The sequence below is a fragment of the Streptomyces malachitofuscus genome (genome assembly GCF_055571035.1).
In genome coordinates this window covers 214,194-229,844 of the sequence record NZ_JBVIGA010000002.1, presented here as the reverse complement: position 1 = coordinate 229,844, position 15,651 = coordinate 214,194, and the positions used below count along the sequence as shown (strand labels likewise).

The 15,651-nt window shown below is 68.2% G+C and carries 15 protein-coding genes; 11 read left to right on the top strand and 4 right to left on the bottom strand.

What is annotated here, in order from left to right; all coding sequences use genetic code 11:
• Window positions 1-233 precede the first annotated feature (233 nt).
• Complete coding sequence (locus tag ACZ44S_RS03520; RefSeq protein WP_285514767.1) at window positions 234-728, bottom strand: DUF6415 family natural product biosynthesis protein; 495 nt, start codon at window positions 726-728, stop codon at window positions 234-236.
• Window positions 729-896: 168 nt separating this feature from the next.
• Between ACZ44S_RS03520 and ACZ44S_RS03515 the strand changes: the two genes are divergently transcribed.
• Together ACZ44S_RS03515 and ACZ44S_RS03510 are read left to right on the top strand one after the other, a co-directional pair.
• Complete coding sequence (locus ACZ44S_RS03515; RefSeq protein ID WP_285514766.1) at window positions 897-2,285, top strand: tetratricopeptide repeat protein; 1,389 nt, start codon at window positions 897-899, stop codon at window positions 2,283-2,285.
• A 72-nt stretch (window positions 2,286-2,357) separates the two neighbouring features.
• Complete coding sequence (locus ACZ44S_RS03510; protein WP_285514765.1) at window positions 2,358-2,858, top strand: SAM-dependent methyltransferase; 501 nt, start codon at window positions 2,358-2,360, stop codon at window positions 2,856-2,858.
• Window positions 2,859-3,157: 299 nt separating this feature from the next.
• Here the strand turns inward: ACZ44S_RS03510 and ACZ44S_RS03505 are convergent, their stop codons facing one another.
• A complete protein-coding gene (locus ACZ44S_RS03505) occupies window positions 3,158-3,637 on the bottom strand; it encodes an ATP-binding protein (RefSeq protein ID WP_285514764.1) in 480 nt (159 codons plus the stop codon).
• Window positions 3,634-4,437, bottom strand: coding sequence for a TauD/TfdA family dioxygenase (locus ACZ44S_RS03500; RefSeq protein ID WP_285514763.1), 804 nt, complete (start codon window positions 4,435-4,437; stop codon window positions 3,634-3,636). Before ACZ44S_RS03500 ends, ACZ44S_RS03505 begins: the two co-directional genes overlap by 4 nt.
• A gap of 168 nt (window positions 4,438-4,605) precedes the next feature.
• Between ACZ44S_RS03500 and ACZ44S_RS03495 the strand changes: the two genes are divergently transcribed.
• The 3 genes from ACZ44S_RS03495 to ACZ44S_RS03485 all read left to right on the top strand — a co-directional run bounded on the left by ACZ44S_RS03495 (window position 4,606) and on the right by ACZ44S_RS03485 (window position 7,629).
• A complete protein-coding gene (locus tag ACZ44S_RS03495; protein ID WP_285514762.1) occupies window positions 4,606-5,025 on the top strand; it encodes an NUDIX hydrolase in 420 nt (139 codons plus the stop codon).
• A gap of 6 nt (window positions 5,026-5,031) precedes the next feature.
• A complete protein-coding gene (locus ACZ44S_RS03490; RefSeq protein ID WP_285514761.1) occupies window positions 5,032-6,195 on the top strand; it encodes a helix-turn-helix domain-containing protein in 1,164 nt (387 codons plus the stop codon).
• Between the two features lie 192 nt (window positions 6,196-6,387).
• Window positions 6,388-7,629 carry a helix-turn-helix domain-containing protein gene (locus ACZ44S_RS03485; protein WP_285514760.1) on the top strand — a complete coding sequence of 414 codons (1,242 nt, stop codon included), beginning with the start codon at window positions 6,388-6,390 and terminating at the stop codon, window positions 7,627-7,629.
• Between the two features lie 67 nt (window positions 7,630-7,696).
• On the opposite strand, the gene cutA is transcribed toward ACZ44S_RS03485, so the two are convergent.
• Window positions 7,697-8,023, bottom strand: coding sequence for a divalent-cation tolerance protein CutA (gene cutA / locus ACZ44S_RS03480; RefSeq protein WP_285514759.1), 327 nt, complete (start codon window positions 8,021-8,023; stop codon window positions 7,697-7,699).
• Window positions 8,024-9,659: 1,636 nt separating this feature from the next.
• On the opposite strand from cutA, the gene ACZ44S_RS03475 reads away from it, so the two are divergent.
• The 6 genes from ACZ44S_RS03475 to ACZ44S_RS03450 all read left to right on the top strand — a co-directional run bounded on the left by ACZ44S_RS03475 (window position 9,660) and on the right by ACZ44S_RS03450 (window position 15,493).
• Window positions 9,660-10,835, top strand: coding sequence for a tyrosine-type recombinase/integrase (locus ACZ44S_RS03475; protein ID WP_285514758.1), 1,176 nt, complete (start codon window positions 9,660-9,662; stop codon window positions 10,833-10,835).
• Window positions 10,836-11,314: 479 nt separating this feature from the next.
• Window positions 11,315-12,613, top strand: coding sequence for a bifunctional 3-oxoadipate enol-lactonase/4-carboxymuconolactone decarboxylase PcaDC (gene pcaDC, locus ACZ44S_RS03470; RefSeq protein WP_466924126.1), 1,299 nt, complete (start codon window positions 11,315-11,317; stop codon window positions 12,611-12,613).
• 47 nt (window positions 12,614-12,660) lie between these two features.
• On the top strand, window positions 12,661-13,296 hold the full coding sequence (locus ACZ44S_RS03465) for an MBL fold metallo-hydrolase (RefSeq protein ID WP_466924123.1): 636 nt from the start codon (window positions 12,661-12,663) through the stop codon (window positions 13,294-13,296).
• Between the two features lie 52 nt (window positions 13,297-13,348).
• Entirely contained in the window at window positions 13,349-14,128 is a 780-nt protein-coding gene (locus ACZ44S_RS03460; RefSeq protein WP_190163784.1) for an exodeoxyribonuclease III, read from the top strand.
• Window positions 14,129-14,203: 75 nt separating this feature from the next.
• Entirely contained in the window at window positions 14,204-14,611 is a 408-nt protein-coding gene (locus ACZ44S_RS03455; protein WP_466924121.1) for a DUF6278 family protein, read from the top strand.
• Between the two features lie 138 nt (window positions 14,612-14,749).
• Window positions 14,750-15,493, top strand: a complete 744-nt coding sequence (locus ACZ44S_RS03450) for an amino acid ABC transporter ATP-binding protein (protein WP_466924118.1) — start codon at window positions 14,750-14,752, stop codon at window positions 15,491-15,493.
• Window positions 15,494-15,651: the final 158 nt, after the last annotated feature.

Sequence of the window (15,651 nt, the reverse complement as noted above, 5' to 3'; positions counted from 1 at the left end):
CTTGAAGATCTCCGTTAGACCCCGCGAATCCGGGGAGGGCTTCAGGGCCGTCGAAACGGCCGGCGAACTGTCGGTGAGGCGAAACTCCGGTGGTCACCGGTGAGGCGGCGACTCACTCCGCGCCGGAGCTGGTTCCTCGTCCGCCGACGGCGGACTGATTACGCGATCACCGCGGAGAACCAGCCATGCCGTGGGACCAAGGATCAGGACGATCAGAACCGCCCCGGTGACGGTCATGTCCGGGGCATCGACGCAGCCAGGACAAGACAGGCGAAGGCGACCGCGAAAACTGTGCCGCGCAGCAGGTTGATCGACGGCGTCCACCAACGCCGTCCCCGCTGCCGCATCGCACGGCCGGTGCCGTGGGCCTCCGCGGTCGCCACGAGCTCCTGGGCCGCCTCGGCCAGTTTGACCAGATGCACCCTGCTGGGCATGTAGCCGTCGGGCACCGCCGCCGAGCCGAGCTGCTGTGCGCGGCGCAGCGCTGGCTCCTCCTTCGGCAGCATGACGCCGAGTCGATCGATGTGACCGCGCAGACGCATCGCAAGCTCTTCAACGTCGGCAGCGGTCTCCGGCAGCGGCGAGTCCTCGTCCAGCACAAGCGCCACTGTCTCCGCCGCGGCCACAGCTTGATCGCGCTGCGCAGCCGCCTCAACAGCGACCCGGCCCTTCCTGCTGGACGCGACGCGTTGACAGGCGTCCTGGCGGGGAGCCAGCGAGAGACGCATGACACAACTCCTGTTCAGATCAGGCCAAGTTGACCGGGGTCGTCGTGCAAAATGAGTGATCCGGTCGCTACGTTGAGCGAACCGTGAATCCCCACTGGGGGGTATGCCTGCGCGGCCCCCGAGGCCGTCAAAGGCGTCAAAGATCATTTCGGAACCGAGGGGCAGCGCATGGCCCGAATGCGAAACGTCGCCCTCGCCGCACTTCTGCGCGAAGCGGGCTGGTCCCAGCCGCAAGCAGCCGCAGCGGTCGCCCGGGTAGCCGCAGAGAGCGGGGTGCGTGAGCTGGAAGCCATCTCCCGCTCGCACATCGCCATGTGGGTGCAGGGCACGCAGCCGAGCGGTCAGGCACCTCATATCCTTCGCGAGACGCTGTCCCGCAGGCTCGGCCGCCGCCTCACCCTGGCCGACCTCGGGCTGGAAGGTGAAGCGACAGGCAAGACCGACAGCGGTTCCGACTGGAGCGTCGACCCTCTGACCGTGCTGGCCGAGCTGGGAAGCGACGACCTCGATATGCACCGACGCAAGTTGCTGGCGACCGCCGCGTACTCGGCCGCCGGACTCGCCTTGCCCACCGCCTCGTGGTGGGCAGCCGCTCCTGCCGCGGCGGCGAAGCGCCCAGCAGTTTCCTCCCGGCTGGTGACACAGGCCGACATCGACGATGTCCGCGATCTGACGACCTTCTACTCCGCGCGTGACCAGCAGCGCGGTGGAGCCTCGGGACGCTCGGCTCTCGCCGGCCACCTTCGCGACGAAGCGGTGCCCCTCCTCGGCAGCAGGTTCCGCACGGAGCAGCTTCGCCGCGACACCTACTCGGCCGTAGCGGAGATGACCTACCTGTCGGGGTGGATGGCCTTCGACGCCTCCGAGCACCGCACCGCCCAGCGCTACCTCACTCTCGCCGCCCGCATAGCGGCCGAAGCGGGCGACGGGCCGCTCGGCGGCCACATCCTGCGCGCCCTCGCCCACCAAGCCGTGGACCTTGGACACCCCCGCCGCGCCCTCGCCCTGGCCGACGCCTCCATGAACCGCGACCGCTACGGCCAAGCCAGCCACCGCGAGAAAGCACTGCTCGCGATCGTTCACGCACGAGCCCTCGCGGCCGACGGCGACCGCGCCGGCACCCTCGCCGCCATCAGCCGCGCAGAGCGAGACCTCTCCCGCGCCGACAACAACGACGCTCCGAGCCGCGTGAGCTTCTTCCAGGAAGCCTCCCTGGCCCACGAGACAGCCTGCGCCCTGCGCGACATGGGCCAGCCCCTGGACGCGGAGATCCACTTCCAGCGCAGCGTGGCCACCCGCCGCCGCCAGCAGTACGCCCGCACCCACAGCGTGACCCTCGGCTACCTCGGCGCCGTCCAGGTTCAGCAGGGACGCCTCGACGAGGCGTGCGCCACCTGGAACCGGGCCCTCGACGCCATGGTCGGCGTCCAGTCCGGCCGCGCCCGCGACGTCATCGTCCGCATGCAGAGCGACCTCTCGCCCGTCCGGCAACGCGGTGGTCGCCATGTCGCCGAACTGGACCGCCGGGCACGGGACATGCTGCGCACCATAGGCTGACCACGGAGCAGGATCGCGACGCTGGCCGGAGGCCGCCGCGCACGCTACGTCGAGGGAGAGGAACGAGCGCCGATGGCGACGTACGAGATCGAGTCGATCGCAAGAGTCGTCGGGGGTCACACCCGCGTTCAGGACGACTACCAGGGCGGAGTCGAATCGATCATCCGGCTCGACGACGAGTATCCCCTCGAAACGCTGCAGGGAATCGAAGAGTTCTCCCACCTGACGGTGACGTGGCGCTTCCACCTGGCGCGACCCGAAGACATCGAGCTCCACGCACGCAGCCCACGGGGAAACCAGAACTGGCCGGCGACCGGTACGTTCGTCCACCGCAACCACCGGCGCCCCAACCAACTGGCGATCAGCTACCCGCGGTTGCTCAATGTCGAAGGCCGGGACCTGCTGGTCACCGATCTCGACGCCGTAGACGGAACGCCCGTGATCGACCTGGCACCATACTTCGAACAGATGGGGCCTCGGGGCCCGATCCGTCAGCCCGCGTGGCCTGGCGAGATGCTCGAACCGAATTACTGGGCGAAGGCAAGCGAACGGCCCTCGGAGCGCCCTGCGTAACGGGAGTGACTGAGCTGTGTCGCTCGTCGTTTGGCTGGTCGGGGACCAGCTGGAGGTCTGAGCCCTCGCGTAGAGGAACTCACACCACGTCTCCTCGGCGCTGCTCTCGCGCGTATCTGAGATCGCATGGACAAGCCGGATCCCGCGACCGGATTCACCGTCGGGTCCGGCTTCCTTGGAGGCAGCGGGAGCAGGAAGCGCGCGCGATCCGTCCGCACGCAGCCGGTGAGGGGCAGCCAGACGCCGTCGTGGGGAGAGCGAGACGACACCAGATCTGCGCGCTGGCGGCACTGCAACCATCACGCCCTCCCCTCAGGGATCTGGAAGATGCACCAGGTCGTCCTGCCGTCTTTGCTGACTCCCCACTTCCGGGCGAGGGCGGCGACGAGGAAAAGGCCGCGGCCGTTCTCATCGGCCACGTCGGCGGAACGCAGCCGTGCCGGACTCGGGGTGCCGTCGGTCACTTCTATGCGCAGTTCATAGGGGGAGCGCCGCACCCTGAGCCCGACTGGTTGTCCTTTGCCGTGCTTGATGGCGTTGGTGACCAACTCGGAGACGGCGAGCGTGGCGTCGTCGCTCAGCGTGGTCAGGTCCCAATGGCACAGCTGGGTTCTGGTGATCCGCCTCATCTGCCTGATGAGGTGCTCAGCTGGGAGGAAGTCGACCTCGAAACCGCCTTCGTCCGCCTGGTCCCGGACTGCGGCCGCAGCGGCTGCGGCGAGAGACGTGGGGGACGTCGTCGCTACCGTGGCGAGCGTTTGGGCTCGGTCCGTCATCATCCCGCCTCCGAGAGCATGGGTGTACGGGCGGAGGTTGAGGCGGCGGGCGCGAACCCTGGCAGCATGGGAAACAGGGGCTGCCCAAGGGCGCGCCAGAAGAGCCGATCGCCAGTGAAGGCACGACGCGCGTGAAGCCAGCGTTCGTTGTCCAGCAGGTATCCCTGACCGGGAGCCAGGTCGAGACGCACCTGGTGACGTCCGGCTGCCGCCCGCAGTCGCGGGAGGTAGGGCTGAACGATCGGGTTCCAGCGCGCCAGCCCGTCGAGCCGCAGGCGCATCGACACCCTCAGCTCGTCGTGGACGGTGAACACCTGCGTGGCATGACCGTCTCCGGCGCCGAAGAACGCGGAGCGCGGTTGAGCTAGCGCAACCGCGGCCTCCCTTTCACCACTGAAGAGGTCGGCGTGCACGGCCTGCCCGTCGGTGAGCAGGCATTCCCCACCCGTTTCGGCGGCTTGCCCGCACACGAGGAGCATCAGACGGGGCGGATTGGGGGTGCCGGAGCGTTCGGTGTGCGGGGCAAGCGGGCCGTTGCCAAATCCGGCAAAGCCCGCCCGATGCGCGTGACGGCGGGTGTCGCGAATGGTGGTGAGGCCGTCCGAGTCGCTGTCGCGGTGCGGCACCAGATTCATGATCCGGGTCGCGAAGGAGAGCACGGCAGTGCGCGAAGCGAGACCGTCGACAGTGACCAAGCCCGTGTCCCGCAGCCGCCCTGCGATCTTCTCCTTGGCTCCCGGTACAGCCAGATCGACATGGTTGCGCACGAAGACGTCGGCGTACGGCTGATGAACTCGGCGCATCACGGATCTCCTTGCCTGCGATGGATTGGTCCCACTGTTCGGCGCCGCTGGACCCGGGGTAAAGCGACAGATTGTCGACTCGGGCAATTCGCCCACGCCCAACTCGCGCCACGGGCCGCGTGCTACGTTCCGACCACCCCCGGCCGTACGTGCAATCCGAGGAGAGCGATGGCGTACACGCCCCCCACCTGGCCCGTCTCCGTCAAGGGCGTAGCCGTGGACAGCCACAGACGCGTACTGCTGCTGAAGAACGAACGCGAGGAGTGGGAACTGCCCGGCGGCCGACTCGAACCCCCCGATGCCACACCGGAGTTGGCAGTGGAGAGGGAGATCGAGGAGGAGACCGGCTGGGCGGTCAAGGCCGGTCCTCTCCTGGACGTGTGGATCTACCAGCCCCTGCCCGTGACCATGCCGGAGCGGCGAGTCGTGATCGTCACCTACGGCTGCGCCGTCCTGACCCCGGACAAGACCCCCGTGGTGAGTCACGAGCACAAGCAGCTCGGCATGTTCACCGCCGACGAAGTGCCCGGTCTGACCATGCCGGACGGATACAAGCAGTCCATCGCCGCCTGGTACGCGCGGATGTGACCGACCATGGACAGCGCGATGGTGGCACGGCGCTCGCAACACACCCTGTGGCACTGGGCAACCCCGCAGGCCGAGGCCATCCTCGCCACCCGTGATCTCGGTGCCATCCTCCGCTTCCACCGCGCCGTACACGGTATGAACCAGTCCGAACTCGGGCAGCTCCTTGGCTACGACAAGACGTACATCTCGCTCCTCGAACTCGGCAGACGGAGCCTCGACGACATCGGCTCCAGACGGCACATCGCCGAGATCCTGCGTCTGCCCCCGCACATCGTCGGCGTCACCGATCCTGCCGACACCGACCACCGAGCCATGCTCCAGTTCGGCGAGTCCACCGTCCGCCTCGCCGAGATCGCACGACAGTCCGGACACGCCTCCGAAGCCGTCGCCGAGCTGTGGCCACTGGTCGCCCGGCTCGAAGCACGCATGGAGGACGGGCACACGGAGCGGGACGTCCTCCACCTCTTGGCCCGAGCCCGTGTCGGCCTCGGCGTCGCCCTGGGCAACGTCCTGCCGGAGGAACGACTGAGCACCGCCGCCCGCTGGACCGCGAAGAGCATCGACATCGCGCGCTACTTCGGCGAACCGGCCTTCACCTCCTACGTGCTGCGCATGCACGGCAACGAGCTGCGCAAGGCTCGCCTCCACGGAGCCGCTGTCGACCGTCTGCAGCACGCGGCTGCCATCGCACCGCACCACGAGGCGAAAGCAGCCGTACTTCCACTGCTCGCTCGTGCGGCCGGCGCCCTCCAGAACCAGTCTCTGTTCGACGAGGCAATGCAGGAGACGAACCGGCTCCTCGAGGAGACCAAACACACGTCGTTGTTCAACCCCTACGCCCTGCACGAGATCCGACTTCGAGGGCTGATGGCCACCGGCAGGACCGACATCGCCGTACAACTGGTCGAGAAGGGCAGTCCTGTTCCGACGACCACGGTCGCCCCACAATGGCGCGTGATCGAGCTCATCACCGTGGCCCAGGTACGGCTGGCCGCTGACGACTGCGGCGGCGCCGCGCAGTCCCTGCACACCGCCGTCGAGGAAGCGGTCCGCCAGCGCCTTCCTCACCAATTGCAGCGCATCGTGCGCGCGGCGCACCGCCGGCTGCCGGAGATCAGGGAAGTCGCGGACCATGCCCTGGACCGGATTCGGCAAGAGTTGGCCGCCTAACTTGATCTCGTCCCGGAGCAGCACCTGCTGGCCTCGGTTGCCCGACTTGAGGAACGTGGTCATGGGCCCATCGCACCGCGCTGCGAGGCCGTCTACCAGGGGAATCCAGAGGGGGAAAAATCTGTCAAGGGGGGAAAGCCAGGGGGGAATTGGGGCCATGATTGGATTCCGCCCACGACAGAGGTCACACTCATGCCAGATCCGTTCGCCGAACTGTTGCTCCGGCTCCGGACGGACGCAGGCCGGACGCAAGAGCAGCAGGCAGACGCGATCAACGCTGTCTCCGGCCGGGACACCATGACTCGCCGGGAAATCAGCCGCTATGAGAAGTTCGAGAACGTCCCTACGAACCACACACTCGCCCACATCGCAGCGGCCTCCGGCGTCCCCTTCGGAGAACTACTACGGGAGGCCAAGGCCGCCCGCGCCCGACGGAGGAGGGGGAACGTCCGTGAAGAGGAGGACCAGGACGACGTGAAGCGCCGCAAGCTGCTGGGCAGCGCCACCATCGGCGTCAGCGCGGCTGCCGAGCCCTGGGGGCGGCTCGCCTTCGCGCTCAGCAAGGGCTCCCGCATCGACACGCCCGCTGCGATCGCGCTCATCAACCGAGCTGCTGACCTGCACGTCCAGGAACTCAATCTCAGTGCCCGCCGCCTGCAAAGCACCGTTGAGTCCCACCTTGACGCGATCACCGCAGCCCTGCCTCACGCCGGCAAGCACGAACGGGCGCTCACCATCGCAGCCGGGGAAACCGCCGCCCTTGCCGGATGGGTGGCCTGGGACCTGGGCGAGTACGACAAGGCTGGCGCCTACTACAACGTCACGACTGAGTGCGCGGCGAAGGCCGGGCATCCTCCCCTCAGAGCCTTGGCCCTCACCTACGCCAGCTACGGGGCTCCAACACCGAAGAGGAAGCTGGAACTCCTGTCCCAGGCTTCCCAGGATGTGCGGGGCCACGGCAACGCCACGGCCGCAGCCTGGGTCCTCGGAAGGCACGCGGAGGAAGCAGCCGCGGCCGGCGACGAGACAGGAGCGCTGCGTGCGCTTGACCGAGCACGCTTCGCGTACGACTTCGCGGACCACACCAGCGAACAGGCATGGGTCCGCTTCGTGACGCCGTACCGGATGGATTCGTTGGCCCTTTCCGTGTACGGGCAATTGGGTCGATCCGAACTCACCGCCACGGCCGACACCGCGGTCGACCGCCTCGGGGACGAACTACCGGATGGCGGCGTCGTCGTCCTCGGTGATCTCGCTGCGGCCCTGCTGTGCGGAGGCGACGTCGAACAAGGCGTCTACGTGTCGCGCCAGTTCACGGCCGCCTCCCAAGCCAAGCCCAACACGATGGGCAAGGAACGCGCCGCGAAAATAGCCGCTTGGCTCCCCGACAGTGAGCGGGAACTCGCCCATCACTTGCGGCAGTTCGCGTCCTGAATCGATCCCCTCGTACACGGGCGAGCTCAGCTAAGGACACGAGCGCCGTCACGCGACACGTCGCTCGTCAGTCCCGCGTTGTCTCCTCAACAACCCACGACAGGTACGCCTCCGACCCGCCGGTCACGGGCAGCGTGATCCACTGGGGGACGTCATACGGGTGCCTCTCGGACAGCCACGCCTCCAGCTGCGGGAGACGGTCTGTCGTCGTCATGTACGAGATACGCCACTCTCGCGCCGTCTCGACCTCGTTCTTCCACCAGTAGACGGCGGTGATCGGCCCGTCGATGTGAACACCCGCTGCCAACTTGCTCTCAACCGCACCCCGTGCCAGCTCCCTTGCCTGGTCCTCGGTGTCGATGGTTGTCTGCGCGATCACAATCCCGTTGGCCATGCAACTACCTCTCCAGCTCGTGTACCACGACCCTACCCAGCCGCCTCTCGTACTCGCCCGCCTCTCCGGCGCGCCGTGCGCGGGGGCCTAGCAGGTCAGGCGACGGCCTGAGCTGGCACCCGATCGCTGCATGTCTGAGGGTGGGGAATCCGTACCCGAAGCAGCGCCTGTGACGCTCACAAGGACCCGGGTCGGTTCGACCGCGTCGACTGTTCCCGGCACTGCCACGTCGCGCAGCAGGGACAGGGGCAGTACGCATAGGACGGAGCCGATGCCGTGGGAGAGCCCGAAGTTCCCGTGTCCGGCGGGGTAGCCGGTGTGGGGACAGCCAGTGGGCGCGACGCTCATCCGCCACGGCGGCAGTCCGGCCGGATCGAGCAGGGGCCGGTCAGGTGCACCACGCAGGCCAGGACGACCCGGGTCACCTCGCGTTCGGCTGGCAGCTCAGGTGGTACGCCCCCAGCCCCGACAGGCCCTGGACCAGGTCGAATCCTTCCACGGGAGGCCGCTTGGCGCGGTCGACGCGCTGATGGGTCTCGGCCGGACGGTTCCGGGTAATGGTGAGGGTCGCCGCGCCCAGACGCAGCCCGGATGGGCGGATACCGGCTCGATGCGCTGGCCGTGCGTTGCTTGATGAACGCGAGAGGGGGAGCACCGAAGGACCTTCCTTCACGCCGGCTCGATGTCGGCCTGCTCCAGCATCACGATGCCCGGAGGCCGGCAACGACGCACGCACGCCAGAAGGGCCAGTACTGCTCGCCCGAGCCCAGCCGACGTGCCACGGTCTAATCGCCGATCCGCGTGGGACCCGCTCATACGCCCCAACTCACCCTTCACGTACTTCAGCCGAGCAGCTCTTTGCCGCTCACACGCCGATCATTTGGCCGTAGGAAGGGTCTCCTGCAGCAGTACCGATCAGGCAGCGAGCCGGGCAGGCCGCTTTCCGGTCATCTACCGTGTGCCGCGCCTTGCAGCCTTGATTCGCCCACGGCAGACGAGAAAGAGCCCCGAAGGACTGGAACCTGCTCCGAGAGCATGTCAACGTACAACGTCTGGGAAAATACCAGGTCAGCAAAGGGCTCACGCTTCCGGGCCGACCAGGAGACGGATTGGTAATGACGGCGGTCGGTACCTCTTATGCTCCTTGGCCTCCGCGTCGAGTCCCTGATCAAAGGGAGTTTTACCTGCCGAAGGCCGCTCTCAGAACCTGGAACACATCGCCTGGGCCGCCGATGCTCCCGAGCGCGTCGTGGCGGGCGAATCTCGGCTCAAGGCGACGAGCTCCCGGTGCTCGTGACGGACGGCTCGACGCGCCGTCTCCGGTCGCACTGGCTGATCTCCTGCATTTCGTCCACTAACAAGATTGCCTGTGCAGGCCCGCAACATAGCCCACAATCGCCGGTTAGCCAAACCGGCGATCCTGACGACCATTGAGGGCGTTCGCATGCGGCTGCGCCTGGCGGTGGAGCAGTAGCGGATGCAGTAATGAGGCGTCGCAAACCGTAGAGAACGGCACCGTCTGCTGGTGCCTTGACGTCCGCGGCGTCCCTTCCCTGAAGCGTTGCGGCCCTCCGTCAATGTGGAATTTTCGCGGCCTCAAGGAGAGTGAGGAACCCTGTCCGACCCGATCAAGAAGTTGCCGCCGAACACGAAGGGGCAGATCCGGTACCGGTTCGTAGTCGATATAGGCATCGACCCCACCACCGGGAAGCGCAAGCAGCTAACTCGCACATTCGGCACGTTGAAGGAAGCGAAGGCCGAGTATGCCCGCATCACCAACCGTCACCAGGAAGGGACGCTCGCACCGCCAAATAAGCTCACCGTGAATGAGTGGCTCGACCAGTGGCTGGCCATGAAGGCTGACGACTTGGAAGAGACCACAATTTACAACTACCGCATCACCCTGGACCGGGTGCGGGGGAAGTTGGGCAACATCCGTCTTCAGGAACTCACCGAAGAGGACGTAGAAGGGTGGATGCACTGGGCTCTGAAGCACGGGCGCGTACGCGGTGGAAAGGCCGGCACTCCGCTCGGAGTGACCAGCGTGGACATGAGCCTTGCTCGGCTGAAGGACGCTCTGAACCGAGCCGTGACGCGTCGGCTGGTGCCCATAAATGTCGCCCAGCACGTGACCATTCCGCGCAGAGCACGCAAGGAAGAGAGGAAGAACAAGCAGGAGGTGAAGCCCTGGAACGTCCTGGAGGTTCAGACGTTCGTCCGTGGCGTCAGCGAAGAACGGCTCTACGCTCCACTCCTGCTGTCCCTCATGGGTCTACGTCCGGCTGAAGTCTGCGGACTCCGGTGGGAAGACGTCGACCTGGACAACGCCACGATCACAATAGCCAACACACGGACGATGATGGGCAATCGGTACGTGGTGGAGAAGGACACCAAGTCCCTGGCCGGTGAACGGGACCTTCCGTTGCCGGCTCCGGTGCTGGCTGCTCTCAAGTCGTTCAAGGCCCTCCAGGCCAAGGAGAAGCTGGCCCTGGGTGAGGCATACGCAGAGTCCGGCTACGTCTTGGTGCACCAGACCGGAGCAGCCTTCACGATCAAGCAGCTTCGTCGACGCGCGTATCGGCTCATGGAAATCCTCGGTCTCCGCCGAGTCCGTCTCTACGATGCTCGTGCGTCGTGCCTCACGTTTCTGGCCAACAACGGCGTGCCGGATCACATCCTTGCGCGGTGGGCCGGACACACGAATGTGAAGACCACCAAGAAGTGGTACGTGAAGCCGGACGTCGAAGACCTTCGCGAAGCCGCCACAACGTGGGATGGCCTGCACGGTGCTGCGACGGAGGGGCAAGCGTGAGCCGGGCGGCCTACCGACGGAGCGACCTGCCCACCTGCGTGGCAGCCAAGATCGAGGTGGACCCGGAGACCGGCTGCTGGCTGTGGACCGGTAGCTGCATCGGGGAGGAGCAGTCAGGTTACGGCCAGGTCTCCTACGAGGGAAGGACACAGCTTGTCCACCGTGTGGTGTTCAGGTTGTTGGTCGGTGAGACTCCGGAGGGCTTCCAGGTGCGTCGTGCCGATCCTTGGGGGCGGCAATTTACGCTTTGCTGCAACCCGGGCCACCTGGAAGCCGTGCCGCACAAGGAAGTGCTGCGGCGCAGGGACTGGGAGAGCGCGCGAGCCAGGAGGACGCACCGTCCCCACGGCCACGCGTACACGCTGGAGAACTCGTATCTGGATCCCCGAGGGTTCCGGCAGTGCCGCGCCGAGAGGGGCAAGAGCCGCCGGGTTCCCCGGGCTCTGTGAGATTTTGTGAGACGTGAGAGGGTCTGAGGCGTGAGTGAGACACCGTCGAACACCCTGCAATACCGCTTTGACGGGCCAGAAGAGGCTCCCGTCCTGATCTTGGGCCCCTCCCTGGGTACCACATGGCACATGTGGGACCGCCAGGTCCCCGAGCTGACGCAGCAGTGGCGTGTGTTCCGGTTCGACCTGCCGGGACACGGAGGCGCCCCCGCCCGCCCCGCGGTCTCCGTCGCCGACCTCACCGCGCGGCTGCTCACCACCCTCGAGAGCCTCGGCGTGCAGCGCTTCGGATACGCGGGCTGCGCGCTCGGCGGTGCCGTCGGCATCGAGCTGGCCCTGCGCCATCCCGAGCGTCTCGCGTCCCTCGCGCTGATCGCCGCGTCGCCCCGCTTCGGCACGGCGGACGAGTTCCGCCGGCGCGGGGTGATCGTGCGGACGAACGGACTCGACCCGATCGCCCGCTCCGCGCCCGAACGCTGGTTCACCGGCGGTTTCGCCGCCGCGCAGCCCGCGATCACCGAGTGGGCCGTGCAGATGGTGCGCACCACCGACCCCGGCTGCTACATCGCCGCCTGCGAGGCCCTCGCCTCGTTCGACGTGCGCGCGGAGCTCGGCAGCGTCGGCGTGCCGACCCTGGTGCTGGTCGGCTCCGAGGACCAGGTCACCGGCCCCGCCGAGGCCCGCACCCTCGTCGCGGGCGTCCCGGACGCCCGCCTCGCCGTCGTGCCCGGTGCCTCCCACCTGGTGCCGGTGGAGCAGCCGGCCGCCGTCACCGACCTGCTGGTCCGGCACTTCTCCACCGCCTGGCAGCCCGTCTTCGAGTCCGCCACCGGCCAGGTCGCCCTGCCCGCGGCGCCGGTACAGCCCGCGCAGGCCGTCGCCCCCGCCCAGCCCGCCCCGGTCGCCGAGATCGCCCCGGCGGCCGTACCGCAGGCGCCGCAGGGCAGACCCGACCCCTACGACGCCGGGATCAAGGTGCGCCGCGCGGTCCTCGGCGACGCGCACGTCGACCGGGTGCTGGAGGCGACCGACGACTTCTCCGGCGACTTCCAGGAGCTCGTGACCCGCTACGCCTGGGGCGAGGTCTGGGACCGCCCCGGACTCGACCGGCGCACCCGCAGCTGTGTCACCCTCACCGCCCTCGTCGCCGGCGGTCATCTGGAGGAGCTCGCCCTCCACACCCGGGCCGCCCTGCGCAACGGGCTCACCCCTGCCGAGATCAAGGAGGTGCTGCTCCAGGCGGCCGTCTACTGCGGCGTCCCGGCGGCGAACAGCGCCTTCCGGGTGGCGCAGCAGGTCGTCCGCGAGGAGACCACGCCCCAGGAGTGAGCCCCGGCCGTTCCGCACGGCAGTGGCACCGGGGGCAGGATGGACGTATGAAGTTCACGAAGAAGTCCCACGCCTGCGTCCGCCTGGAGAAGGACGGACGTGTGCTCGTCGTCGATCCCGGAGGGTTCAGCGAGGAGGACGCCGCCCTCGGGGCGGAGGCCGTCCTCATCACGCACGAGCATCCCGACCACTTCGACGAGGGGCGGCTGCGGGCCGCCCTGGAGGCAGATCCGGCGGCCGAGATCTGGACCCTGAAGTCGGTCGCGGACCGGATCTCGGCGGCGTTCCCGGGACGCGTGCACACCGTCGGCCACGGCGACACCTTCACCGCCGCCGGCTTCGACGTCCAGGTGCACGGCGAACTCCACGCGGTGATCCATCCGGACATCCCGCGCGTCACGAACGTCGGCTATCTCCTCGACGGCGGGAAGCTCTTCCACCCCGGTGACGCGTTCACCGTTCCCGACACCCCGGTCGAGACGCTGATGCTGCCCGTCGTCGCCCCCTGGAACAAGATCTCCGAGGTCATCGACTACGTACGCGAGGTACGTCCGGCGCGCGCCTACGACATCCACGACGCCTCGCTCACCGACCTCGCCCGCCCGGTCTACGACCGCCAGATCGGCGCCCTGGGCGGCGCGGAGCACCTGCGGCTCGCACCGGGCGGCTCCGCCGAGCTGTAGGCGGACGGACGGCGGGCGGGCGTTGTCGGACCCGCCGGGTAGGTTGTGCAGCATGCGCATCGCGACCTGGAACGTGAACTCGATCACCGCCCGCCTGCCGAGGCTCCTGGCCTGGCTGGAGAGCAGCGGCACGGACGTGCTCTGCCTCCAGGAGGCCAAGGTCGCCGAGGAACAGTTCCCGGCGGAGCAGCTGCGCGAACTGGGTTACGAGTCGGCGGTGCACGCCACCGGCCGGTGGAACGGCGTGGCGGTGCTCTCCAAGGTGGGCCTGGAGGACGTCGTCAAGGGGCTGCCCGGCGACCCCGGTTACGAGGGCTCCGTCGAACCCCGCGCCGTCTCCGCGACCTGCGGCCCGGTCCGCGTCTGGTCGGTGTACGTGCCGAACGGCCGCGAGGTGGACCACCCCCACTACGCGTACAAGCTCCAGTGGTTCGAGGCACTGAAGGCCGCCGTGGCCGGCGACGCGGCGGGCAGCCGCCCGTTCGCGGTCATGGGCGACTACAACGTGGCGCCGACCGACGACGACGTCTACGACCGGTCCGCCTTCGAGGGCTCCACGCATGTCACCCCAGCCGAGCGCGCCGCCCTCGCCTCCCTGCGTGAGGCCGGCCTGACCGACGTGGTGCCGCGCCCCCTCAAGTACGAGCACCCGTTCACGTACTGGGACTACCGTCAGCTCTGCTTCCCCAAGAACCGGGGCATGCGCATCGACCTGGTGTACGGCAACGCGCCGTTCGCGAAGGCGGTCACGGACTCCTACGTCGACCGCGAGGAGCGCAAGGGCAAGGGCGCCTCGGACCACGCACCGGTCGTGGTGGACCTGGACGTGTAGCCGGTCGCCCCCGGCCGCCGGCCGGCCCCGCGCGCCCTGTGGTGCGCGGGGCGGTACGGATGACAGGCTGGAGGTATGAACATCCCATTCCTGGGCAATCGGCGCCGGAAGGTCGGGTTCCCCGACTCCGAGGGCATCGCCGAACTGCTCGCCGAATGCGAACTGTTGCGCTCCCAGGCGTACCGGGCGGGGGTCCGACTGGACGACTCCCCGGCCTCGTTGGAGGCGCTGGACCAGCTGGTGCCGGGCTGGCGGGACGACGAGGAGACGTCGGACTGGCTGGGCAACGACGCGGGGCTGTACCTCGGCACCGTCATCGTGCGCACCGTCGCGGGAGCCGCCTGGGAGATCCGTTCCGACGGGCAGCCGGTCGTACGGCTCGCCTCCGGCCGGGAGTTCGACGTCGTGGACTCGGGCCACGAGTGGGCGGCCAACGGAGTGCCCGAGCTGTCGCAGCTGTACGCGGAGGTCGCGGAGGCCTGACGCCCCGTCCCCGCCCCGCCCCACCGCCCGCTGTAAATACGGCTAATGATCGGAAAGTGCGTGTCGCACCCCTCCCGGCGATCTTGCCTGGATACGTTGCGGCGACCACCACACGGCTGAGAACGAGTAGGGGTGGGTATGGCCTTCGATCCGCTCATCGAGCTGCGCAACGTCAACAAGCACTTCGGGGACCTGCATGTCCTGCAGGACATCGACCTCACCGTGGGCCGAGGGGAGGTGGTGGTCGTCATCGGCCCCTCGGGGTCGGGGAAGTCGACCCTGTGCCGGGCCGTCAACCGGCTGGAGACCGTCCAGTCCGGCACGATCGTGCTGGACGGGCAGCCGCTGCCGCACGAGGGCAAGGCGCTGGCGCGGCTGCGCGCCGACGTGGGCATGGTCTTCCAGTCGTTCAACCTCTTCGCCCACAGGACCGTGCTGCAGAACGTCTCGCTGGGCCAGGTCAAGGTCCGCGGACGCAAGAAGGAGGACGCCGACCGGCGTTCACGTGCGCTCCTCGACCGCGTCGGCGTCGCCGACCAGGCCGACAAGTACCCGGCACAGCTCTCGGGAGGCCAGCAGCAGCGTGTGGCGATCGCGCGGGCGCTGGCCATGGAACCCAAGGCGATGCTCTTCGACGAGCCGACCTCCGCGCTGGACCCGGAGATGATCAGCGAGGTCCTGGAGGTCATGCGCCAACTGGCCGACGAGGGCATGACCATGATCGTGGTCACGCACGAGATGGGCTTCGCCCGGTCGGCCGCCAACCGGGTGGTCTTCATGGCCGACGGCCGGATCGTCGAGGACCGCACACCGGACGAGTTCTTCAACAGTCCGCGCAGCGACCGGGCCAAGGACTTCCTCTCGAAGATCCTCAAGCACTGAGCGGGTGACGCCCACGGACCCGTCCGGCCGGACCTCGACTACGATGTTCCCTCCATCCCGGTGGGGGAGGGGACTTCGCGCCAGGAGAGCGGACACCGCCGCCGGGAGGGACCCGCCGCGGACCCGCCCGCGGAGGAGGCGGTCAACCCAGGCCAGTC

Bases quoted from the DNA above. Each gene is read 5' to 3' on its own strand.
- ACZ44S_RS03450 (WP_466924118.1), top strand. From the start codon at position 14,750: ATGGCCTTCGATCCGCTCATCGAGCTGCGCAACGTCAACAAGCACTTC.
- ACZ44S_RS03455 (WP_466924121.1), top strand. From the start codon at position 14,204: ATGAACATCCCATTCCTGGGCAATCGGCGCCGGAAGGTCGGGTTCCCC.
- ACZ44S_RS03510 (WP_285514765.1), top strand. From the start codon at position 2,358: ATGGCGACGTACGAGATCGAGTCGATCGCAAGAGTCGTCGGGGGTCAC.
- ACZ44S_RS03495 (WP_285514762.1), top strand. From the start codon at position 4,606: ATGGCGTACACGCCCCCCACCTGGCCCGTCTCCGTCAAGGGCGTAGCC.
- cutA (WP_285514759.1), bottom strand. From the start codon at position 8,023: ATGGCCAACGGGATTGTGATCGCGCAGACAACCATCGACACCGAGGAC.
- ACZ44S_RS03485 (WP_285514760.1), top strand. From the start codon at position 6,388: ATGCCAGATCCGTTCGCCGAACTGTTGCTCCGGCTCCGGACGGACGCA.
- ACZ44S_RS03460 (WP_190163784.1), top strand. From the start codon at position 13,349: ATGCGCATCGCGACCTGGAACGTGAACTCGATCACCGCCCGCCTGCCG.
- ACZ44S_RS03500 (WP_285514763.1), bottom strand. From the start codon at position 4,437: ATGCGCCGAGTTCATCAGCCGTACGCCGACGTCTTCGTGCGCAACCAT.
- ACZ44S_RS03465 (WP_466924123.1), top strand. From the start codon at position 12,661: ATGAAGTTCACGAAGAAGTCCCACGCCTGCGTCCGCCTGGAGAAGGAC.
- ACZ44S_RS03520 (WP_285514767.1), bottom strand. From the start codon at position 728: ATGCGTCTCTCGCTGGCTCCCCGCCAGGACGCCTGTCAACGCGTCGCG.
- ACZ44S_RS03490 (WP_285514761.1), top strand. From the start codon at position 5,032: ATGGACAGCGCGATGGTGGCACGGCGCTCGCAACACACCCTGTGGCAC.
- ACZ44S_RS03505 (WP_285514764.1), bottom strand. From the start codon at position 3,637: ATGATGACGGACCGAGCCCAAACGCTCGCCACGGTAGCGACGACGTCC.
- ACZ44S_RS03515 (WP_285514766.1), top strand. From the start codon at position 897: ATGGCCCGAATGCGAAACGTCGCCCTCGCCGCACTTCTGCGCGAAGCG.